Source organism: Treponema bryantii, assembly GCF_900111035.1.
Lineage (GTDB): Bacteria > Spirochaetota > Spirochaetia > Treponematales > Treponemataceae > Treponema_D > Treponema_D bryantii_C.
The window spans coordinates 57,537-79,517 of the sequence record NZ_FOFU01000008.1 but is presented as its reverse complement, the minus strand read 5'-3'; the positions used below and the strand labels follow the sequence as shown (position 1 = coordinate 79,517).

At 37.4% G+C, this 21,981-nt stretch carries 17 protein-coding genes; 5 read left to right on the top strand and 12 right to left on the bottom strand.

Annotated elements, in window-relative coordinates; translation table 11 throughout:
- Positions 1-24: 24 nt before the first annotated feature.
- From BMY21_RS12295 to BMY21_RS12280, 4 genes are read right to left on the bottom strand one after another with little or no spacing between them, the layout of a single operon-like run.
- On the bottom strand, positions 25-801 hold the full coding sequence (locus BMY21_RS12295; RefSeq protein WP_074644654.1) for a hypothetical protein: 777 nt from the start codon (positions 799-801) through the stop codon (positions 25-27).
- A gap of 29 nt (positions 802-830) precedes the next feature.
- A complete protein-coding gene (locus BMY21_RS12290; RefSeq protein ID WP_074644653.1) occupies positions 831-1,199 on the bottom strand; it encodes a hypothetical protein in 369 nt (122 codons plus the stop codon).
- 13 nt (positions 1,200-1,212) lie between these two features.
- A complete protein-coding gene (locus tag BMY21_RS12285) occupies positions 1,213-3,477 on the bottom strand; it encodes a fibronectin type III domain-containing protein (RefSeq protein ID WP_074644651.1) in 2,265 nt (754 codons plus the stop codon).
- 9 nt (positions 3,478-3,486) lie between these two features.
- Positions 3,487-7,467, bottom strand: coding sequence for a fibronectin type III domain-containing protein (locus BMY21_RS12280; protein ID WP_143064229.1), 3,981 nt, complete (start codon positions 7,465-7,467; stop codon positions 3,487-3,489).
- A 134-nt stretch (positions 7,468-7,601) separates the two neighbouring features.
- On the opposite strand from BMY21_RS12280, the gene BMY21_RS12275 reads away from it, so the two are divergent.
- The 3 genes from BMY21_RS12275 to BMY21_RS12265 are packed head-to-tail and all read left to right on the top strand — an operon-like array spanning position 7,602 to position 11,720.
- Positions 7,602-8,669: an ABC transporter substrate-binding protein gene (locus tag BMY21_RS12275; protein WP_074644647.1), complete on the top strand. Its 1,068-nt coding sequence runs from the start codon at positions 7,602-7,604 to the stop codon at positions 8,667-8,669.
- A 10-nt stretch (positions 8,670-8,679) separates the two neighbouring features.
- The gene (locus BMY21_RS12270) at positions 8,680-10,119 is read left to right on the top strand and encodes a sensor histidine kinase (protein WP_074644645.1); all 1,440 of its coding nucleotides are present in this window, start codon (positions 8,680-8,682) and stop codon (positions 10,117-10,119) included.
- Between the two features lie 2 nt (positions 10,120-10,121).
- Positions 10,122-11,720: a response regulator gene (locus BMY21_RS12265; RefSeq protein ID WP_074644643.1), complete on the top strand. Its 1,599-nt coding sequence runs from the start codon at positions 10,122-10,124 to the stop codon at positions 11,718-11,720.
- Here the strand turns inward: BMY21_RS12265 and BMY21_RS12260 are convergent.
- From BMY21_RS12260 to BMY21_RS12230, 7 genes are all read right to left on the bottom strand, one after another.
- On the bottom strand, positions 11,717-12,745 hold the full coding sequence (locus tag BMY21_RS12260; protein ID WP_074644641.1) for an ABC transporter permease: 1,029 nt from the start codon (positions 12,743-12,745) through the stop codon (positions 11,717-11,719). The genes BMY21_RS12265 and BMY21_RS12260 overlap by 4 nt on opposite strands.
- A 2-nt stretch (positions 12,746-12,747) precedes the next feature.
- Entirely contained in the window at positions 12,748-13,809 is a 1,062-nt protein-coding gene (locus BMY21_RS12255; protein WP_074644639.1) for an ABC transporter permease, read from the bottom strand.
- Positions 13,802-15,319 carry a sugar ABC transporter ATP-binding protein gene (locus BMY21_RS12250; RefSeq protein ID WP_074644638.1) on the bottom strand — a complete coding sequence of 506 codons (1,518 nt, stop codon included), beginning with the start codon at positions 15,317-15,319 and terminating at the stop codon, positions 13,802-13,804. The genes BMY21_RS12255 and BMY21_RS12250 overlap by 8 nt, the downstream gene beginning before the upstream one ends.
- Positions 15,320-15,407: 88 nt before the next feature.
- Positions 15,408-16,367 carry a substrate-binding domain-containing protein gene (locus tag BMY21_RS12245; RefSeq protein WP_074644636.1) on the bottom strand — a complete coding sequence of 320 codons (960 nt, stop codon included), beginning with the start codon at positions 16,365-16,367 and terminating at the stop codon, positions 15,408-15,410.
- A 287-nt stretch (positions 16,368-16,654) separates the two neighbouring features.
- Positions 16,655-17,503, bottom strand: a complete 849-nt coding sequence (locus BMY21_RS12240; RefSeq protein WP_074644635.1) for a phosphoribosylaminoimidazolesuccinocarboxamide synthase — start codon at positions 17,501-17,503, stop codon at positions 16,655-16,657.
- An 18-nt stretch (positions 17,504-17,521) separates the two neighbouring features.
- On the bottom strand, positions 17,522-18,388 hold the full coding sequence (murI, locus tag BMY21_RS12235; protein ID WP_074644633.1) for a glutamate racemase: 867 nt from the start codon (positions 18,386-18,388) through the stop codon (positions 17,522-17,524).
- Between the two features lie 156 nt (positions 18,389-18,544).
- The gene (locus tag BMY21_RS12230) at positions 18,545-18,823 is read right to left on the bottom strand and encodes a hypothetical protein (protein ID WP_074644632.1); all 279 of its coding nucleotides are present in this window, start codon (positions 18,821-18,823) and stop codon (positions 18,545-18,547) included.
- 45 nt (positions 18,824-18,868) lie between these two features.
- On the opposite strand from BMY21_RS12230, the gene BMY21_RS12225 reads away from it, so the two are divergent.
- Positions 18,869-19,549 (top strand): pentapeptide repeat-containing protein, encoded by a 681-nt coding sequence (locus BMY21_RS12225; protein ID WP_074644730.1) that lies wholly within the window; start codon positions 18,869-18,871, stop codon positions 19,547-19,549.
- On the top strand, positions 19,546-20,145 hold the full coding sequence (locus BMY21_RS12220; protein ID WP_074644630.1) for an MBL fold metallo-hydrolase: 600 nt from the start codon (positions 19,546-19,548) through the stop codon (positions 20,143-20,145). Before BMY21_RS12225 ends, BMY21_RS12220 begins: the two co-directional genes overlap by 4 nt.
- Here BMY21_RS12220 and BMY21_RS12215 read toward each other — a convergent pair.
- Complete coding sequence (locus BMY21_RS12215) at positions 20,142-21,959, bottom strand: hypothetical protein (RefSeq protein ID WP_074644628.1); 1,818 nt, start codon at positions 21,957-21,959, stop codon at positions 20,142-20,144. The two genes, BMY21_RS12220 and BMY21_RS12215, sit on opposite strands and share 4 nt — an antisense overlap.
- Positions 21,960-21,981 lie beyond the last annotated feature (22 nt).

Below are 21,981 nucleotides of genomic sequence, written 5' to 3'. Positions count from 1 at the left end.
TATTACAGCAATAAAAGAAAGACTCTAGTCTATTTTTTCATTCTCTGGTTCAACCGGGGATTTTTTTTCCGGGGCTTCTGATGAAGCCTCAGGATTCATTTCTTCTACCACAGCCTTCTTCTTTTTACTTTTACGAACCTTCTTTGGCTTATCCTTCGGCCAGATTTTTATATACGGATATTCATTAGGAACACGCTTAGTATAGCGAACTCCCAAATCAAAATGATAATTATAAGCCGCATCAAACTTCTGAATAAGTTTGTTTGAACCAAGATTTGCATTATCGTAAGAAATATAATTTCTGTTTACAATAGTCCAGCGTGGTAAGAGCGGTAACTCAAAACCAAGCTCACCACCAATTCCCAGATAATTCATGTGGTATTCATCAGTTAATTGATACATATAATGCATACCAACAGCACAGTTAATATAAACATACTTGAACTGCTTAAAGGTTTTCTGAGCTCCAAAGAATCCATCAAAAGCATAATTGATAATATTATGAGTTTTCTGCTTCATTCCATTGAAAGCCTGATAAAACGGATAGTAAGCGCTGACATCAAGTTCAAAATCAACAATAGGAAGACCTAATGTCTGTACTGAAAAATATGCACCAGCCATCATATTTTCACGAACAAAATTTGAACGGTTATCCATCTTTTCAATTCTGGTAACCTGAGCATAGCTTACACCTTCATCAAAGATGATTTTGCAGTTCTTGAACATATCAAGACTCAAATCGAGTGAAAAAAGTGCTGAAGCAATCAAAAATATAAAAGGCAATAAGATTATTTTTTTCATAATTATTTCCAGTATTCCTTAGTTATATGCTAGCGGGCAGTATGATAAAGAGTCAGCATTTTTGTATTACCATTTGCTGTCCAGGTCAAATAAAGCATTGCACCGCGGATATCCCATTCAGTATTTCGTATATATGAAGTATCACCCTGAATATTAAAAATCAGAACATTATCAACAGTAGACCAGTTACCTTCATAATGAGTTATGGAATTATCCGTCTCTTTTATTGCAGCAGAAAAAGTTCCGTCATCAACAAACTGGATCTTATTTCCATCATTATCTGCCCAGGTTCCATAAAGCGGACTTGGAAGATAGCAGGAAGCAAAAAGCATTGTGATTACTAATACCATTGACATTAAAACAGCAGAAATTATTTTCTTATTATTTTTCATATTCATTTTTCTAAATCTCCTATTCTTCACCTATTGTCCAGCTTATATCGCTTTCAGCAAGAATTGTATTTCCATTTTTATCTTTTGTGCAGACTATATATGCTCCACCACCTGCTCCACCCCCCTTTATCTGGAGTTTATTATATTTCGCATAACCTGGATACATTCCAGAAACATCAGCCGTATTAGTTCCACTCATTGAACCATTACCACTCATATTTGCAGTTGTATTTGTATCTCCAGTGAGAAGGAAGTATATACCCAATTCTGGATTATTGTTCACATAATAATCTGCATACTTTTCATAATGCATTTTTATTTCTGCACCAAGACCTGCAACTTCTGCATTATAAGTAAGTTTTCCACATATATCTCCATTTGCAGAATCAGAACCTAATTTTTGCATATCATCACTCTTATGCATTAGAGTAAGTTTTGCCTGAGAACGCTTTACAGTTTTGTTGTACTCACGGAACCACTGATCCCGTGTAAGTGCACCATATCCACGCGAATCCAAAGTCTGCTCATTTGCTTTTTTACCCTGCATCAAAACATTCAAAGATACGACCTTGTAATAGTATAAAGTACCAGGACGTGCAGATTCATTTTCATCAATAAAACTCAAAGCATCTGTAATTGGATTATCTGTAATTTTTCTGAATGATGAATCAGGTTTTGTCGAACGATATACATAATAACCGTAAGGATTTTCCCCATCAGGCTTAGCCCAGGTAATTTTTACAGGGTATACTCCGTTGTTGTTTGGAGTAAAACTATTTAACCCACCATCATCTTTGAGGCCATCAGTTTTTGTTGCTGTAACATTTACAGGAGCTGATGGATTTGGAGCGATGATGGCTCCGTAATCACTTTCCAGATTTGTACCTAAAGTATCATTGATTGTTGTAATTCTGTAGAATGGCTTTTTATCAACTGTCAAATTATAATAACCGTCTTCTCCAAGAATGATATCTGTTTCTGGCTGAATATCATGAACCATAAGCTGTGGCACACCATCCAATGTATCAATTGAATAAATATTGTACATGTAATCTACTTCTTCGTAGCCAACTGCAGGAGTCCATCGAATAACAGACTTTGAAGCATCATCCGAATCTGCAACCTCACAATTTGAAGGAGGACTGAGCAGCCAGCCGACAGCTTCACCAGATTCGCCAGGACCTGTTTTACTGAAGGCAGATTTTACGATCTCTTTCGAATCTGCAGTGTTCGTAGCAATTGTCTGTACATAGTAATAATATTTTATTCCAGGCTTAAGAAGAGATTCATCTGTAACATCGCCTGTTGTAATATTATTTCGAACAAGAGTGTAAATTGAATCAATTGAACTGGTACGATAAAGAGCATATTTTATGCTGTAAGTTTTACTACCATCTGTATGAGAATCAGTTGCAGTCCAGGTAATATTCAAAGACTTTTTAGAAACACCTGATCCGTCAGTAACCGCAACATCTAATGGTGCTCCAGGTGCACCTTCTTCTGAAGAATATCCCAACGCAAGACCTGTAAATGCTGATTGTGAGCCATCAGAAAGAACTGCACGTACCTTGTAATAGAACTCAACTCCCTTTTCTTTAGACGAAAGCTGATTCTTATATGAAAGTATATTACCAGTAACTGAATCAAGGTATTCCATTCCAAGCCCATTTTCTTTTTCACCGCGGTAAATTTCATATTTATTTACCTTTGGAACTGCAGTCCATGAAACCTGAATATAATCCGGATTTTCGCCCTTTGCAGCTTCTATAGAAGATGGAGGACAAAGAAGCCATCCGCAGGATGTAACGGAAGTTTCTGTAAATTCACTTGATTCAAGACCTTTTGGAATATTTTCTGCACATACACGATAGTAATAGCGATATGAATATTCCGGATTTGAATTTGATGGATTAGAAAGGATTTTATCTACAAATGTATTCGAATATACATACTTATTGAGAACCTTAAAATCTCCATCCTCAGGATTTGTATATAATCCAGTTGTATAATCAGGTGCAATTATTGCACGCTCAATTCGATAAGAATTAGCATAAGGAACATCATCCCAGTGAATTTTTATTTCATTACTGTAACTTCCCTGAGAAACCAGTAACTGTGTTGGAGGATTAAGAGAAGTAATCGGTTTTTCCTGATATAAAAGATCACCAAGATTAATTCTTGGCTTTTCTGTATCCATTTTCACCTGTTCTTCAAACCAGGTATAGCAGCTGGTAAACAGGAGCGATGTACATAATATTGTAAAAACTTTAAATAACTTTTTCATTGATTTCTCCTATTCTGTCCACCAACCGTAAGTTGGGTCCTGATAATAAACAGCATCTTCATACCAAAGTCTGAATGGAACATATACACGACAATCTTCTTTAGTATTAAATGCGATATTTGTATTTTGAAGTTTCAATGTACCTTCTAGACTCTTAAATTCATTTCTAACTTTTAGCCAATTGTATTCATATTCAATATTTAAATAAAACTTTATTTGTCTTTGATAAGAAGATGGCATTTCATCATTAGTTTTACTTACATTTATTGTAACTTCAGAGAAACTTAAAGGATATGAACCAGCAATAGCAGATTCTCTAAAGCATTCCCCGTTTGCATTAATCTGTAATGAAGCTGCATTCTTTCCAGATGGCATTTCAAGTTTTGGTGCATAATTAATAAATTTATAGAAATATTTCGTTCCAGTCTTTCCTTCATGATAAGCCTGAATTTTGCCACCTAAGCCTGCATCACTCATCTCTTTCGGATCATTTGCATAGTTATCAAATTTTAATTCCCCTATTTGTGTCATACCATCTGCAAATATAAGCATCACCATTTTTGCAAATTCATAATCAGTAATATTTCTGTATGCATATTTGGAGTCATCATCACCAATAACTGTTGAAAAATCTCCACGAACTAGTTCAATAGAATAATAATGCTTTACGTCTCGAAGAACCTGTAAAGGTCCTTTTGTAATAGGGTAATCTTTTGTAAAAGGATTATCTTTTGTATCACCAATCAAATTTGCAGGTTCTATAATTACTGTTGTATCATTAGAACCTTTTTTTACCTTTGTATTTTCAGCACCAGAACTCTTTACAAAATGTAATTTTTCATCTAATTCAGCAACCTGAATCCAATCATTAGAAATGTTATAATTCTTTATTCTAAGATAGGCCTTATCAGGACCAATTGAACGCTGATCATAATTCCATGCTGTTAGAGTAATAGTTTCAGAAAAATCATTTGCATCTTCTGGAGCCTCGTTTGGTGTAAACTTTTGAGCAAGCAAATACCCCTTATTAAACTTTTCAGCTTTAATCTTTTCGCCATCAATTATTCTTGTATAATCGTAATTGGTATCTACTGAAGAAAGACCTATTTCAGAATCCTTTATTAAAGATTCAGGCACATTTCCATCAATAATTGGGGTTTCCTGCCTATATGCAACAAGATATTCGTATGCTGCAGTTACATTATCAGGCTTAAAGGAAGCAGTCATTTTTCCATTAATTACTTCTGTTGAAGATACATTTTTTTCAAATACTTGCCATGAATTAAGTTCACTTCCTGCAACTCTATAATATATTGAGAATGATGATACAGGATTATACGGTGCATCCCATTCAAGTACCTGAGTATCTGCACTCTCAGATTTTTTGGCATGAATATTTAAGCCATAACCTATAGTTGCACCAAATTCTTCAGCAACATTTTGATAACTATTTCCATCAAATGAAACATTTCTTCCTGCAAGATTAAAATCATCTGAAGAACCGTCATGTTTTACAGGTATTACTGTATAACCATATGGAATACCCCAGGCAATATAGCTTTGGTTTACTTCATAAGGATTAGTATTTGTAGCTGCTTCTTTATATGTATCAGTAAGCTTATAAGAACCTTGTACAATATTTACAGAAGCTCTTATACCATCAGCAGCTTCACTATTAATTGTTAGAGTGTTATTAACTGCGTCATAATAATATACATCCGGATTAGACAAATTATCTTCAGAAATCAGTTCAGGATGCTGTGTCGCAGTCTTATAAGTAATTCGGCGGATAATATAACCATCTGCTCCATCTACCGGATTCCACTTTACATCAATAATGTTAGCCTGATTTGGAAGCACAGTAACATTTGTAAGTGCCGGTCCAACTGTACATACATCGATAGTACTCTCAGTTGCATCAACAGTATTCTGTGAAGTTACTGTAAATTTAATGTTCTTACCAGAAATTAAAGCATCATCATATCCTGCAGGTTTAGTGATTACACAAGTATATCTTAACTCATCATCAGAACCGGTTGTTTTTATTTCATAGTTTGCATCAACACCTTCTGCTGATTCAATAACAAGTTCTTCAGATTCACCTTCATACTTTGCAGAAATCTTATAACCTGCAGTTGCTTTCTGTACAGCAGGCCATTCGACAAGGAGCTTATCATAGGCATACTCAGTAATAACAGGTTCTGCAGTTCCCAAAGTTTCATAAATCTTATCAGTTGTATCATCATTTGGACGGAAACGTTCTGAAAGTCCCATAGAAGCTTCGAGAGAATAAATACGTCTGTCACCAGAAGTTACGCCTTCTTTATGATTATAATTAAAGATTTCACCTTCTATGACATTTTCAAATAAACTTTCAGGAAGTTCCAGACTTTCTTCTGCTTGAGCAATTCCATCAATAACATTTCGCCAGTGAATTGTATAATTGTAACTTGAATTATACCTAAATGAGAGAACAAATTTATCACTATAGCCATCAGCAAGGGTAAATCCTTCTACAACCGGTACTACATTTGCATCTGCCGAAACAAGATATTTACCAGAGGCATCAATTGCATAATATGCACTGCTTCCATCAGCACTATCGGCAGGGCATACATAAAGTGTATACTTGTAATAACCTGCATCAACAGATGGATTTTCAAAAACATCTTTATGAGCATTTAATTCAGTAAGATCTGTAAATGAAATGTCTTCAATTTTTACAGGAGTTGTAACATCGCTGAAATCATATTTTTCTCGTTTAATAATATATTTATAAGACTTACCAAATGTTTCAAAAGAAACATTAAAACAGAAAGCAATCTTTTCAAAAGCTAACTGGTCTTCGCTCTTAGTATATTCAGAAGCAATAGAAAACGCTGGAACACTAACAAGCCAGCCATCAACAGCTTCTGTTTTACTTGATTCGGCTGTAATTGTTTTACCCGGAGTATCATTTGTTACAGACTTCAGATAATAAGTATACTTTTTACCGTGAACAGCGTCTTTATCTTCCCATGAAACAGTATCACCAGGAATATAGTCATCTGCGCTATTAAATGTATATGTATAAACAGAGGCACCATAATCTGAATCAGACTGAGTTGCAAGTTTTCTGTAAATTTCAAAATTCAATGCATGAAGTGAAAATCCACTAACACCAGAATTATCACGGTACCAGACTTTCTCTGGAAGTTCCCAGCTGAGGATAATTGAATCTGTTGTTTCACCCTGAGATACATTAAAATTCTTTGGAGCATCCGGAATAACCCGATGCGCAGTCTCTGCTGAAGTTTTTTCACTGCATTCTTTTGCTGTGGAATCGGCTTTTACAACTTCAACTTCAAAAAGATATTCTGTTGTTGAGGCGAGACCGTCAATATTCACTTCGCGAAGATTTCCTTCTGCTTCAAGTGATTTGAACTTTATAGTCTGGTTAGTAACATTGTATACGTTGATATTGTAAGAAACCGAATTTTCATAGGTTTCGTCTGAACAGTTATCCATCCACCAGCTAAGTTTTACGGCATTACCCTCTTCTGAAGGTTCAATAGCTGTAATGATAGGAACTGCGAGTGTAGAACCGCAGACAACGATACTTTTAGATGAAACAGTTCCGTAGTAGTTTACGGCACTTACACAATAATATTTAGTTATACCGGATTCTTCCTCAATAAGGATTTCAGTTTCTGTTCCTTTTGTTTCTGATACCTTAGAAAAAGTACTAAATGGGTTTTCTGCAGCAAAAATCTGATATTGAACAGCATTCTCTACTGCTTCCCAGGAAATTGTTACAGCCTTGCTTTCTCCATGACTGGCTGTAATTTTAGATGGCGGAAGAATAAAATCCGAATAATCTGCTGCAGTCTTATGTTCGTTATAATCAAGAGAAGGTTCATCTACCAGATCATAACGGCAGCCAATAATAAAAAGTGGCAACAGCATCATTGCTGCTAAAGCCACCTTCCGAAAAGATGTGATATTTTTCATGTATATAATTATACGTTATTTTATGATTTAGGGGAACACATGCAATATGACCTTCGTCATAGGCTTTCAGTTTATGTTGACTTTATGGCAATCCACTCTTAAAATTAAATAATATAGAAGAAAAGATAAGCAAAATGAAACGTATAATTGGAAAAAATCTCATAATATCACTAAGCATACTCTTTATTACCATTGCCATAGCAGTAATTATTTCTGTAACACTAATTCATTCAAAGACACTGAATAACTCTTTAACAAAAAAGAATATAAAGAATAGCGATAAGTTGATTCTCGGATTTTCACAGATTGGCTCAGAAAGTTCATGGAGAACCCGTAACACACAGTCTATTTTTGAAGCGGCGGCAGACAATGACATTCAGATTCTTTTTGATGATGCCCAGCAGAAACAGGAAAATCAGCTTAAAGCAATAAGGTCATTTATAGTTTATCAGGTAGATGTTATAGCCTTTGTTCCGATTGTTGAAGATGGCTGGGATAATGTACTTCAGGAAGCAAAGGATGCAGGTATTCCGGTTATTCTTGTAGACCGCCAGATTAACGCTGATCCAAGTTTATATGCAGGCTTTCTTGGGGAAAACGGTGTTGAAGAAGGCCGCAGAGCTGCACGCTATCTTGTAAATAAATGCAAAAACAGAAGCGGAGATATCAATATTTTTGAAATCAGTGGTACAGAAAATTCTTCTATTGTAGAAGATCGTGCCAGAGGATTCCGTGAAATAATAAGTACAAATTCTAAATTCAAAATCATTCATTCAGAAAACGGAGACTTTTTGCGTTCCCGTGGTAAGGAAATTGGTGATATACTCCTTGCCAGCAATGTTCTGGAAAACGGAAATACCACAAATACAATTTATTACAACAAGCAGAAAATCGATGTAATTTTTTCTCATAATGATTCAATGACGCTCGGATTCCTTGATTCTATGGAAGCACACAAAATAAATCCAAAAGGAAAAGGAACAATCATTATAAGCATTGATGGCGAGCAGGAATGTATTGATGCCATGATTGCGGGAAAAATTAACTGTGTTGTTGAATGTAATCCAAACCACGGACAAATGCTTATGGCCCTTGTAAAGCAAATTGCAAGAGGCGAACCTATTCCGCGCATAACTTACAATTACGAAACTGTATTTACAGAAGACGATAATTTTTCAAAATATGATCCGCGCGGATACTGACAGGTAAAAAATGAAAAACACAAGTCTTAGACGAACACTGCTTAAAACCTATATCTCGCTGCTTTTTATTGCCTTCATTCCAACGATTTATTCTTCTGTAGTCACACAGATTCATATCCGGCAGTACAGCCAGATTATCTCGAATGTAGGCACAGCAAATAATATCAATTCTACTGTAAAAAATGACATTCCTGCAGAACTTTGGAATATCATCAGCGGTAAGCAGGCCATTCAGGACGGCAACCAGTATCACATGCTTGATGAAGTTTATGCAAAACTTTCCCTTATGCTGATGATAAATAAAAATGCTGAGAGCCGTGGAAAACTCGAAGTTGCAAACAGAACAACAGCCACACTTCGCCGCAATATCGACATGCTGATTTCTCAGATGAAAAAAGGAAGTACCGTTACTCAGAATGAAGCCACCCTTGATGAAATCCGAACAATTACTTCCCTCTTTTCTGATATTATGCAGGATTTTATTGTAACGGAAATTGAATCTGCAAATAAAACTAACCAGTCGCTTCGAAATACTTCAATTATTCTTGCAGCACTTCAGATTATCATCACAATCATAGCAATCATAATTTCGATAAACGGATTTATAAAAGTTTCTGATGCCATTGAAAAACCGATTTCAGACATGGAAAATCTGTCTACAAAGGTTGCTCACGGAGATCTTACCGCACGAATAGACATTCCTCATGTAGATGAACTTGATACTCTGGCTGCAAACCTTAACACCATGACCAGCCAGATTGATGTACTGATTAAAAAAAATATGGAAGAACAGAAGAACTTCCAGAAAGCAGAAATGAAGGCTCTTCAGGCACAGATTACCCCACACTTTTTATACAACACATTTGATACAATTGTCTGGCTTGCCGAGGAAGAAAAAACTGATGAGGTTGTGCGAATTACAAAAGCCTTCTCACAGTTCCTTCGCATTTCATTAAGCCGCGGACATGAATGGATTACAATTTCGCAGGAGCTGGATCACATTCAAAACTATCTGACAATTCAGAAAATCAGATATGCAGATATTTTGAATTATACCATTGATGCAGATGAAGACCTGATGGATATTAAGATGATTAAACTTGTTCTTCAGCCTCTTATTGAAAATGCGATTTATCACGGAATTAAAAACAAGCGTGGCCGTGGAGAACTCAAGGTAAGCGTACACTACTCTGATGAAACTAAAAACTTCATTAGATTTGTCGTAGAAGATAATGGCGCCGGTTTTACAGAAGAAAGACTTGGCCAGGTACGAAATGAGCTGAGAACCGGCGCGGTGGATTCTGAAAAACTAAGTTCTGTATACGGACTTTATAATGTAAATAAAAAACTGAAGTTATATTACGGAGATCAGACTGATGGTTTGATTATTGAATCAGAAGCTGGAAAAGGAAGTAAAATTTCTTTTACAATACCGTCGAATAGGAGTTAAAAATGTATAGTGTATTTGCTGTTGATGATGAGCCTATTGTACTCGAAGGAATTCGTTCCAAAATTGATTGGGAAGGAAGCGGTTTTTCTTTTGCCGGTGAAGCAACTGATGGAGAAATTGCACTCTCAATGATTCAGGAAATAAAACCTGACATTCTTATTACTGACATTAAAATGCCTTTTATGGACGGACTACAGCTCGCAGAAACAATAAAAAAAATTCAGCCATGGATTAAAATTATAATCCTTTCTGGTCATGATGAATTTGATTATGCAAAAAAAGCCATCTCAATTGGAATTGAAGATTATCTTCTCAAACCTTTTACCCCAGATGAACTTATTGCTAGCCTGAATAAAACTGCCGCTCAGATTGATAAGGAACGCAAACAGCTCTCTGATATTTCAAAACTTAGAGAAGAACTGAAATCAAGTGAAACTCTTATCAAAAAGGAATTCCTTAATAATCTTGTTCATGGTGCAATTGAAGCAAATACAATCATGACAAAATGCAGTGAACTTGGAATTAACCTTATTTCCCGCTATTACAAGGTTTTAATAAGCAAAATTGAAAGTCAGAGCAATAATATTCAGAATCAGCAGGAAGCCTGTTCTCTTTTGAATTCATACTCAACTGCATGGGAACAGGCTGTATCATTCTTCCATCATTCAAATCTTCTAGTCTGTATCTTTAAGGGTACATCACAACAGGAACTTGATGAAAATATTTTCCATGCTGCAGAAACTATTGGACATATTGCAACTAAAAATGAGGACTGTACGGTTCTTACAGCAATTGGAAAAACAGTTGAACACCTTTCTCAATTAAATATTTCTTATGAAGACGCAAAACATATTCTTGAACTAGGCGGCACACCAGAAAAAACTTCTGAAAAGCAGAACCGTATTATCAGTTCCGATGACCTCCAGAGCGGAAGCCTGGACCTTCTGGATCTTAAAGAAAACGATCCTCTTGTTGACCGCCTTAAATACGCAAGCAAAAATGATATCTCTGTCATAATCGAAGAATCTATGACTCTTATCAGAAATAACCCTGGCCAGTTCAGTGTATTTGCGTCATATCTTCTTGTTGATTTGATTTTTGCTGTTTCTAAGCTTGTCGAAAAACTCGGCGGAGACATAAAACAACTTAATCCGGAAATTCTTCAGCGAAACTATGTTGATAATGCAGTTTCAGATGAAGAGCGATTTAAGCAGACCATTGAAAAAGTCCTCACCTTTGCGCTTAATTTCCGCGACTCAAAAATGACAGGAAAATACGGCGATGTAATTCTGAAGGCCAAAAAATTCATTGAAGAAAATTATGCAGACCAGAATACAACTCTTACTACAGTTGCAGAAGCAGTTTGTCTTAGCCCTAACCACTTCAGTACAATTTTCTCTCAGGAATGTAAAACTACCTTTATTGAATATCTAACGAACGTTCGTATGGAAAATGCAAAGCGACTCATGCGCGAAACAGATATGAAGGGTTATGATATTGCCTATGAATGCGGATTTTCTGATCCGCACTACTTCAGCTATATCTTCAAAAAAAATACGGGGCTTTCGCCCCGTGAATATAAGCTGAGTGTTGAGCGTTAACCAGCCATATTACCCAGCTTCTTCTTTCTCTGTGAGAGAATTACACTCTGCAGAAGAATGAAGAATGCAAGCATAAGACCTGTTGTAATACTCTGCCAGTATGGCTCACGCAAACCAGAAGCTACTACGATGTTATTGATTGTCTTAAGAGACATAACACCAAACAGAGTTCCTACTACACTTCCTACACCACCGCTAAGCAGTGTTCCTCCGATAATCGAAGAAGCAATTGCCTGCATTTCTGCAGCTGTAGCATTTGAAGCATTTCCGGCACCTGTATGTAAGAGGTAACAGAAGCCCGCAATTCCTGCAAGCACACCACAAAGAATATATGCAAGGAACTGAGTTCTTCTTACATTGATACCAAGCATAAGCGCACTTTCGTTGTTTCCACCAACTGCATAGAGATTTCGTCCAAAGCGAGTCCATTTAAGAACAGCCCAGAGAATCAGAACAACAAGAAGCGCAATTACAACACCAACTTCGATATAGGCTGGAATCCAGTTTCCGTTTCTCGCATAATGACCTAGGAATGGAACATCAATTTCGAAATCCATTAAATCTGTAAAGAGTTCATTTGAAGCACTTCTAGGAACTTTACTTACAATAGTTGTCATACCGCGTGTAAAGAACATTCCGGCTAGAGTTACAATAAATGGCTGGATTTTAAGGTATGAAACGAGGTATCCCTGAACAAGCCCCATTGCAAGACCAATTCCAAGAGAAAGCAGAATTGAACTTAGAATTCCACCATTATGATCTTCCATTACAACGACACAAACCATTGTAATAAGAGAAATAGATCCACCAACCGAAATATCAATTCCACCGGTAATCATTACGATTGTAAGACCACAAGCCGCAACAATCAGATATGAGTTGTTATTAAACAGATCGAGGAACTGCTGAGGATTTAAGAATCCGCCGCCCCAGATAATCATTGCAAGAAGATACATTCCGACAAATGTACAGATTGTAATTGTAAGAAGTAAAGCTGTATTTGAGAGTGGTTGTTTATTTTTCATAATTATTTAGCCTCCTTCTTTGCTACAATCTTATCTTTGAGCTGTCCAATCCAACTCTTAACAACTGGAGAACCTGCAACAACAATTAAAATAATTACGATTGCTTTATAAGCTTTTACCGCTGTAGAAGAAACCTTCATAGCATACAGGGTAATTGTGAGTGCCTGAATAATATAAGCACCAAGGATAGATCCTGAAAGCTTAAACTTTCCACCGCCAAGTGAGTTACCACCAATAGCAACTGCAAGAATGGCATCCATTTCAATATCAAGAAGGATTGTTTCGTGGTTGATAACTCCGATTCGGCAAACATTCATTGCACCGGCCATTGTTACACAGATACCAAGGATTACAAAAACAACCATCTTCATCATTACAGGATTTATACCGTTTAATCTTGCAGCACGTTCATTTATACCTACAGCCTGAATATAAAGACTGAGTGTAGTCTTTTTCAGAAGCAGATTTATCAACACTATGAAAATTACGACTACTATAATTGGAGTCGGAATTGCAATGTGTGGAATAAAGTTTCCGATATAGGTAATGATTGGTGCCTCAACATTTGGTGTTGCACCTCCGTTAATCCAGTATGCTACAGGACGACCTGCTGTAAACAGAATCAAAGATGCAATCATCGGCTGAATATTGAACTTTGCAATCAGTAAGCCGTTGAACAGACAGAAGATAACAGCAACAACACATGCAATAATAAGTCCTGCAAATATTGTTCCACCATTTATTCCCCATGCTTTGAGGATTTTTACGAATACTGAACCTGCAATAGCAGCAGATGCACCAATGGAAATATCCTGTCCTTTAGCAGCTGAAGTTACAAGTGTCATTCCAATTGAAAGAATAACAAGCTCAGAAGCTCCGTTCAGAATACTGATTAAGTTACCTGAAAGAACTGTATTTCCAAGATTATTCTTCATTATATCAATAGAGAAGAAACCTGGATCCCGGATAAGGTTGAATACAACCAGTACAATTAATGCAACCAGCGGAATTGCCAGCTGTGATGCAAAAAGTTTCTTTATTTGATTTAAAACTTTATTAGCCATTTTGTGCCTTACCTCCCGCAATAGTCTGCATAATTACATCCTGACGCAAAAGATCATCCTTAAGCTCACCTACAATCTTGCGGTCACGCATAACGATAAGTCTCTGACATACAGAAAGCATCTCTTCAATCTCCGAAGAAATAAAGGTAACACTTACACCTTCTTCTGCAAGTTTAAGCACAAGCTTCTGAATTTCAATTTTTGTACCTACGTCAATACCACGAGTTGGTTCATCAAGAATCAGATATTGTGGATGAGTCAAAAGCCAGCGGGCAAGAATAACTTTCTGCTGATTACCACCCGAAAGTGACTTAATAGGAGTTTCTTTAGATGCAGTTTTGATTTCGAGCATTTCAATAAACTCATCTGCAAGCTTTTCCTGCTCTGCTCTAGAAATAGGTTTTGTAAAGCCGTTAAGAACCTGAAGAGCAAGAATAATATTTTCACGAACTGAAAGATCCTGAATAATTCCGTCTCCCTTGCGGTCTTCCGGAAGATATCCGATTCCAGCTTTCATTGCATCCTTAGGCTGATTGATTTTTATATCGCGGCCATTTACCTTTACCTTACCACCGGTTACACGGTCTGCAGCAAAGATTGCACGAACACTTTCACTTCGGCCAGAACCAAGAAGTCCTGTAAAGCCGTTAACCTCCCCCTTATTAATAAGGAAGTCAAACGGCCGAACACCTTCAGAACTTGCAAGGCCTTCTGCCTCATAAACAACCTCTCCGGCTCCTGTGTAAGGACGTTTCTGATTTTTGAGGTTTGTCATGTCTTCCATATCTTTACCGAGCATGGCAGAAATCAGTTTTACTCTTGGCAAATCTGCAATTGTATATTCACCAACAAGTTCACCGTTTCGAAGAACAGTAATCTTATCACAAACTTCATAAACCTGTTCAAGGAAGTGAGTAATAAAGATGATTCCTACTCCACGCTTCTTAAGATCACGCATAAGTGTAAACAAAAGTTCAACTTCGCGGTCATCAAGAGAAGAAGTTGGTTCGTCAAGAATCAGAACCTTACAATCCATATCAACAGCACGTGCAATTGCTACCATCTGCTGAATGGCAATAGAACAGGTACCAAGCTGCTGAGTAGCTTTTGCCGGAATGTTTAATTTTTCAAGAAGTTCTGTAGCTTTCTTTTCCTGGGCACGGTGATTAACAAATTTGTAGTTACCGCGTCCTATATACATATTCTCTGCCACCGTAAGATTAGGACAGAGAGTTATTTCCTGATATACTGTAGCAATACCCAGATTCTGGGCATCCTGAGGAGAACGAATTGTAACAGGACCTTCTATTCCTGCAATTCTGATTTCTCCGGAGTCTTTTTCATATACACCGGTCAGAACCTTTACCAGAGTTGATTTTCCGGCACCGTTCTCTCCCATAAGCGCGTGAATTTCGCCTTCACGCAGAGTAAAGTCAACATTTTGAAGAGCCTTTACTCCAGGGAATTCTTTATAAATTCCACGTGCACTTAAAACTATTTTTTCTTCCATAAATAATCCCACGTTTTAAAAAAAACGGCGTAAAATATGGATTACACACTTTACGCCGTATCAAACTCTTTACAAGTAATGTTTGATATTAGTCACCAAGACCGTACTTATCGATATCAGCCTTTGTGATTGTCTTAGCATCGAATCCCTTTTCTTCATTGATGATTTTCTTTGAAGGAACTTTGCCAGTCTTAATCATGTTTTCGATTACTGTAGCCTGGAATGGAGAACACTGTCCGTCATAGTTCCAGTTTCCAGCGAGCAATTCGCGGAGAGCCCACTTGTTGCAGTCGAATCCCATTACAATTACATCACCCTTTACACCGTGTGTAATACCAGCAGCATCGAGAGCAGCAACAGCACCCTTAGCCATATCGTCGTTTTCAGCATAGATTACGTTGAACTTTTCTTTTGAGTTGATAACTGATTCAACAATCTTCTTTGCTTCATCAGCACTCCAGTTACCTGTCTGCTGAACAACTTTCTTCATTGTTCCTGCAGCAAATTCCTTGTCCAAAGCACCTGTACGTCCGAGCTGAGCGTCAGATCCCATTACACCCTGAATATGAATTACATTGTATTCCTTAAGTTTCTGATTCTTGAGCCATGCAACAGCTGTTTCACCTTCTTTAGCCATATCTGAAACTACAGCAGCTTCATAAAGATTGTCTTTTGCTGAAACCATGCGGTCGAACAAGAATACTTTGATACCTGCTTTCTGTGCAGCTTTAAGAGTTTTATCCCAACCATCTGTAGCAGCAGCTGAAAGAAGAATATAGTCTACGCCGTCTGTAATAAACTGTGCAGCAGCATTCAACTGCTCTTCATTCTTCAAGCTGTAGAAAGTCTTTACATCATAACCTTTAGCTGCAGTAAATACAGTTTCCATGTCTTTTACGTTAGCAGCGCGGTATCCTGATTCTGAAGGTGGGTTGTTAATGATACCAATCTTAATTTTTCCATCACCAGCTTTTGCCTTCTTTTTTGGAGCGGCAAACAATGATGCAACACACATAAGTGCTACAGCAACAATAACGCTTTTTTTCATCTAATTTTTCCTCCTATAGATGCTTTTTTCTTATAGAATCATAGTAAGCCCGGAATTTGGATTTTTGAATGAAGAATTTTAAGAATTTTATTTGAAAATTTTAGGATTTTTTTTGATTTTTTTCAGATGAAAGGATAAACGGAGGAAATTTTATTAAAAAAAGTTAGATTTTTTACGAAAAACAGTGTAAAAAAAAACACAGTCGGCAAGCATAGCTTGCCTCTGTGGCATTTTTTCGATGAACCTAAAGCAACCCTTTCGGCTTGCTTTTTAACGGTTCTTCGATTTTAGCCATTATGACAAATACGAGTCTGACACTCTTTGTAGATAGCTGCTGTCTGAGCAACAACATCAGCAGGAACTTCCTTAATGTTAGGATCTCCAGCCAGGTTGTTAGCCTTGAGCCAGTCACGTACAAACTGCTTGTCGTAGCTTGCAGGACTTCCGCCTACTTCATACTTAGAAGCATCCCAGAAGCGTGAGCTGTCTGGAGTAAGAACTTCATCACCAAGAACAAGTTCGCCGTTCTCATCAAGACCAAACTCAAACTTAGTATCAGCAATAATAATTCCGTTTGCCTTAGCGTGCTCGTAGCACTTCTTGTAAATAGCAAGAGCAGCCTGTTCGATTTTTGTTCCAAGTTCTTCACCAAGATCATCCTTCATGTACTGAAGAGTAACGTTGATGTCATGACCTTCAGCAGCCTTAGTAGAAGGAGTTACGATTGGCTCGTCGAGCTTTTCAGCCTCTTTGTATTCCTTATCAAACTTGTGACCAAGGAATGGCTCGCCCTTCTTGTAAGCTTCGTACATAGAACCGAACATATATCCGCGAACAATTACTTCATAAGGAATCATCTTAAGTTTCTTTACGAGAATTGTACGGCCTTCAAATTCCGGCTTCTGAAATTCAGCAGGCATGTCTTTGAGATCACTTGAAATCATGTGATTCTTAACAATGTCTTTTGTGTAGTCGAACCAGAAGTTAGCAAGAGCGTTGAGCACCTTACCCTTGTCTGTAATCATTGTTGGCAGAATAACATCAAAAGCAGAAATTCTGTCAGTTGTAACAATTACCATGCGTCCATCTTCAAGGTCATAAACCTCGCGAACCTTACCGGAAATAATTTTTTTCATTTTTTTCCTCTTATAAATCTATTTACTCAGCAAACCGCCGAATTGAATGCCAAATCGTGAACAAAGCACATTATACTGATTTTCTTCCTCAGTGTCACGAAAACCGGTGATAAACAAGGAGGGAGAAGACGACCCCTTAGGGAGCGGCCCTGCGTCAGCAGGGTAAAAACAGTCCGATGGACTGTTTTTAGCGAGTCTCGGCGAAGGCTGTGCCTGAGCCGCCGCGAGCACTTGTAAAGAATGTCTCACAACACCATCAACCGAATCAACAACCTTAATATCCGGCTCACAAGCCGCTTCAAAGACATCAGTAAAATTCAAAAAATGAGTACAGCCAAGAATTACCGCATCACAGTCTTCCTTACGGAAGAAATCAACCGCAGGCTTAATAGCCGCAAGACATTCTTCGCGGCTGGCAGTAAATGCATTATGTTCAATAAAAGAAACAAGTTCACCGTCACCGCGGGTAACAAGTACACAGTCACTGGCAAATTTTTCTTTGAGTTCTAAATTATAAGGATTTTCACAGGTAGCCTTTGTAGCAAGCAGACCAATGCGGCGCTTTTTAGAAACACTTGCCGCAAGTTTAATAGCAGGAACAGTTCCTACAAACTGAATATCAGAATACTTTGCACGCAGTTCATCCAGAGCATTTACACTCATAGTATTACAGGCAACAACAATCACCTTAGGAGCAAACTGAGTGCGGATTTTTCCAACAAGCTCAAGCACACATTCTACAACCTGCTCATGAGATTTTTCTCCATATGGAAAGTTCTCAGTATCTGCAACATACACACACGAAGATTCAGGCTTCTTTTCCAGAAGCTTCATCATATATGGAATCCCACCCACGCCACTGTCTATAAACACAAAGTCAGTCATAATTATCCAGTTTAAATTCCTCACAGAGGGCACAGAACAAAAGTCTATTTATTCGCTCGATAAATCTCGCTCTGTGCCTTTTTTTCGATGAACCTAAACAAACCGCTAAAGCGCTTTGTTTTTAACGGTTCTTCGATTTTAGGCATTTGTGAGAAACTATTTAAAAAGGGCATCAAAAGCAGATCTTGCTGCATCAGATTTTGATGTAACCTCACCTTTTGTGATTTTTGTTGATGCACGGAAATAATCACAGAAATTACCGCGTTCCTTATCGCTTACAAACTCAGCAGAACTTTCACGGCAGTCGTTATGGGCTCCACTTTCGTAAAACTCACACGCCTTACATACATGTAAATCAGCATGACAGAGCGGACATTCATCCCCACGAACAGGCTTTTCAACAGAAATTTCTTTATGGCATTTCCAGCAAATCATAATTATATAGTATCATTTTTTACAACTTTCTACTATAATAAAATTATGTTCACGCAGAATAAGTGCCTCGTACATTACTGCCGAAACCTCGCAATTTCAACCTTCGATGAAGATGGCAATCTCACCGATGACAAAAACTACTGTCTGGACCACATTCCAGACCCGGGAAAGTTTAAGGCAGATATTTACAAATACATTTCTGAACATGATAAAATTGTTGGCCTAAATGTCTGCGGACTTCTTTTTTCTAACATTGATATTTCCAATAAAAAGTTTTACGGCTGTACCTTTACAAACTGTACATTTAATAATATCAGTTCAAGTAATGTAGTGTTCCGCATGTGTATTTTTGATTTTGCAATTTTCAACGACTGCAGTTTTATCAAAAGTAATTCACTCTTTACATCTTTTTCAGGTGCAACCTTTACACATACACTCTTCACATCCAGTGATATCATTCAGAGCAATTTCAACGGAATCAAAGCCTATCAGTCTTCATTTGATGACTCAGACCTTTTTAATTCCCGCTTTATTGCCTCTACCCTTATAGATACATCTTTCAGAAACTGTAACTTAAAGAAATCTCTTTTTTATGATTCAAAAAGAACAAACGTTTCTTTCAAGATGTCTAATACCCGAGAAGCTCTTTTCACTCCAGAAGGAAAAGCTCTTTCAGAAAATGACATGTCATTTGGAAACTCAATTGTAGATGGAGGCAGCTTATGAAAGTTTACTTCCATCTGAATATAGGCGGATTTTCTAACTGCTACATTGTTGTAAATGAAAAGACCTCTGAGGCAATCATAATTGACCCTGGTAAAATTACAGAAGAAATAATTTCACGTATCGAAGATAACCATCTTAAGCTTGTAGCAGTTTTGATTACCCACAACCACGGCTCACATGCAGGCGGACTTCACACTCTCAGAAAAATCTATTCACCTAAAATTCTTGCTGCCGACTGGGAAGTTGCCGGTGAAGAAACAACTGTAATATCCGGCGACGGTACACTTCGTCTTGCAAAGATGATTGTAAAATACATGTCCGTTCCGGGACACACATCAGACTCAGTTGTTTATCAGATTGGAAACATTCTTTTTACAGGGGACATTCTTTCGGCTGGTGAAATCGGAAGTACAAACTCAAGTTACTCTGAATATATCTTAAAATCAAATATCGAAAAAAAGATTTTCTCTCAGCAGGATAATGTGATTCTTATGCCAGGTCACGGCCCACCGACAACCCTCGGAGCTGTAAAGGCTTTTACTGCAGACTTCAAGAAAATGATCCAGAGTCCGCAGAATGACCGTGTCAGAAATTAACGGTTAACCAGTGCTATATTTCCACACACGATTCCGTACTTATCAAATACAAAATCATTTAATGCGTTGGCCGCGTCTTCAAAACCGCGGCCTTCTGTTTTTCTGACATAGGAAGCAAGTTCTGGTGTAAAATCAATTACAGTTCCCCGGTTAGCAAGATGCACAAAGTATTTAGAAACCCCAGAAAGCTTCTGCTGCATTATATAGGCCATAAATTCGTTATGCATAAGATATTCATCATTAATGTCATAACCAAGACTTGGCTGAGATTTAAAGTAGTCTATAAGGAATTCGAGCGAAGTTGGATCAAAAGTATAATAAACAGCAGAAACAAAATTTCGGAATTCAGCATCACGGAAGAAGATTGTATGCCAGCCTTCATGAGCAAGGAGATTTGTACGGCTCCAGAGCGGAGTTTCACGGGAAATTGAAACAAGACCGCCCTCATTTGCCTTAACATAAAGACCATCACTTTCAAAAAGCTTATTGTGAATAAGAATACGTTTTAAAAGAAGCTCTTCTTCGTTTAACTGAAAACCAATTTCCGTAGCCTTATTGAAAAAGCGGGCCATACTTTCTGCACTGTAATCATGAGCATTGTAGCCGTGCATGTCACCGAGTTCATCATTTGTAAGCAGCCGGCCTTTATAGCCCTGCTTCTCAACGAAAAAGGCCATACGTCTGAAAAGTTTATCCTGAACTTCGTAATTACGTGTATCAAAGAAAAGAATCTGAGGGAATCTGTCCCACTCAAACAGTTCATAATCTGCAGTGCGCCACTGAGAAGTTTTATAATTCAAAATTAAGCCGGGATCAGTTCTAACAGGATCAAGAACTTCGTCTCCTGCAATACCGGTTCCACGCATAATAAGAGATTCAACACATTCTGAATTATCTGTAAATTCAACACGGGAAAAAGGAGTATTAAGAGCGCCCGTTGGAATTATAAGTTCACGTGCAGCTTCAACATTATTCAGATAGAGCTTTTCACCACCAACATTCATCTGAACTCTAACAGAGTGTTCACGTGTAGTTTTATTTTCCAGATTATCAGAAAGCAATACTCTAAACTCCGGCATAGACTGTTTATTATTGCTCTGAACAGGGAATACCATTGAACTGCCCGAAAAATCAAAACTTTTGTTTGTAAAATCAATTACACCACCGTTGCAGGCAAAGCCGACAAATGGAATTTCAGCTTTATAATCAAAACCAATTTCTGCAGGAACAACAATTGCAGCAATTACACGACAACGAACAGTTGAATAAACAAAGAATCCTTCCGGTGTAAATTTTTCTATATTATCATTTTTCTGAACAGCAAAAGATACATCAAAAAGTTCCGGAGCATTCTTTTCATCTGCCTGAATCTGAATACGTCTTGTATCCGGATACTTTTTCTTTATAAACTTGCCTTCAATAGTAAAATCATCTTTACCAAGAAAACCATATCGAAGAACAGTCTGGTTGTCTGAATCCATAAGTTCCTTCTGTTTTCTTGTAGGCATCATCTGAAGACAGATTGTTAATGCAACAGAGCCCTGTTCATTATATGTTTTATAGAAATATTCTTTCTGAGCTTTTGTAAATTTAAAATTCGCATAGCCGTCATTCACAGTTCCCTTAGTAGCTGCTGAATCAAGAGAATAAAGATTTGTAGTTACACCGCCCGGGCCAACGAGCTTTACTGCAGATTTATTTTTATTCACTAAAAGAATAATACCGGCAGTAATATCAAGAAGCAAAAAAACTACAAGCGCTACAACAAGGCTTTTCTGTATTTTAGTCAAAGATGTAAACTTAGGCATTTTCATATTTAAAACTATACCAAATTAT

Excerpts from the sequence above, each read along its gene's own strand:
- BMY21_RS12240 (WP_074644635.1), bottom strand. The coding sequence starts at position 17,503 with ATGAAAAAAATTATTTCCGGTAAGGTTCGCGAGGTTTATGACCTTGAA.
- BMY21_RS12280 (WP_143064229.1), bottom strand. The coding sequence starts at position 7,467 with ATGAAAAATATCACATCTTTTCGGAAGGTGGCTTTAGCAGCAATGATG.
- BMY21_RS12290 (WP_074644653.1), bottom strand. The coding sequence starts at position 1,199 with ATGAATATGAAAAATAATAAGAAAATAATTTCTGCTGTTTTAATGTCA.
- BMY21_RS12285 (WP_074644651.1), bottom strand. The coding sequence starts at position 3,477 with ATGAAAAAGTTATTTAAAGTTTTTACAATATTATGTACATCGCTCCTG.
- BMY21_RS12245 (WP_074644636.1), bottom strand. The coding sequence starts at position 16,367 with ATGAAAAAAAGCGTTATTGTTGCTGTAGCACTTATGTGTGTTGCATCA.
- BMY21_RS12250 (WP_074644638.1), bottom strand. The coding sequence starts at position 15,319 with ATGGAAGAAAAAATAGTTTTAAGTGCACGTGGAATTTATAAAGAATTC.
- BMY21_RS12270 (WP_074644645.1), top strand. The coding sequence starts at position 8,680 with ATGAAAAACACAAGTCTTAGACGAACACTGCTTAAAACCTATATCTCG.
- BMY21_RS12225 (WP_074644730.1), top strand. The coding sequence starts at position 18,869 with ATGTTCACGCAGAATAAGTGCCTCGTACATTACTGCCGAAACCTCGCA.
- BMY21_RS12295 (WP_074644654.1), bottom strand. The coding sequence starts at position 801 with ATGAAAAAAATAATCTTATTGCCTTTTATATTTTTGATTGCTTCAGCA.
- BMY21_RS12255 (WP_074644639.1), bottom strand. The coding sequence starts at position 13,809 with ATGGCTAATAAAGTTTTAAATCAAATAAAGAAACTTTTTGCATCACAG.
- BMY21_RS12260 (WP_074644641.1), bottom strand. The coding sequence starts at position 12,745 with ATGAAAAATAAACAACCACTCTCAAATACAGCTTTACTTCTTACAATT.
- BMY21_RS12275 (WP_074644647.1), top strand. The coding sequence starts at position 7,602 with ATGAAACGTATAATTGGAAAAAATCTCATAATATCACTAAGCATACTC.
- BMY21_RS12215 (WP_074644628.1), bottom strand. The coding sequence starts at position 21,959 with ATGAAAATGCCTAAGTTTACATCTTTGACTAAAATACAGAAAAGCCTT.
- BMY21_RS12220 (WP_074644630.1), top strand. The coding sequence starts at position 19,546 with ATGAAAGTTTACTTCCATCTGAATATAGGCGGATTTTCTAACTGCTAC.
- murI (WP_074644633.1), bottom strand. The coding sequence starts at position 18,388 with ATGACTGACTTTGTGTTTATAGACAGTGGCGTGGGTGGGATTCCATAT.
- BMY21_RS12265 (WP_074644643.1), top strand. The coding sequence starts at position 10,122 with ATGTATAGTGTATTTGCTGTTGATGATGAGCCTATTGTACTCGAAGGA.
- BMY21_RS12230 (WP_074644632.1), bottom strand. The coding sequence starts at position 18,823 with ATGATTTGCTGGAAATGCCATAAAGAAATTTCTGTTGAAAAGCCTGTT.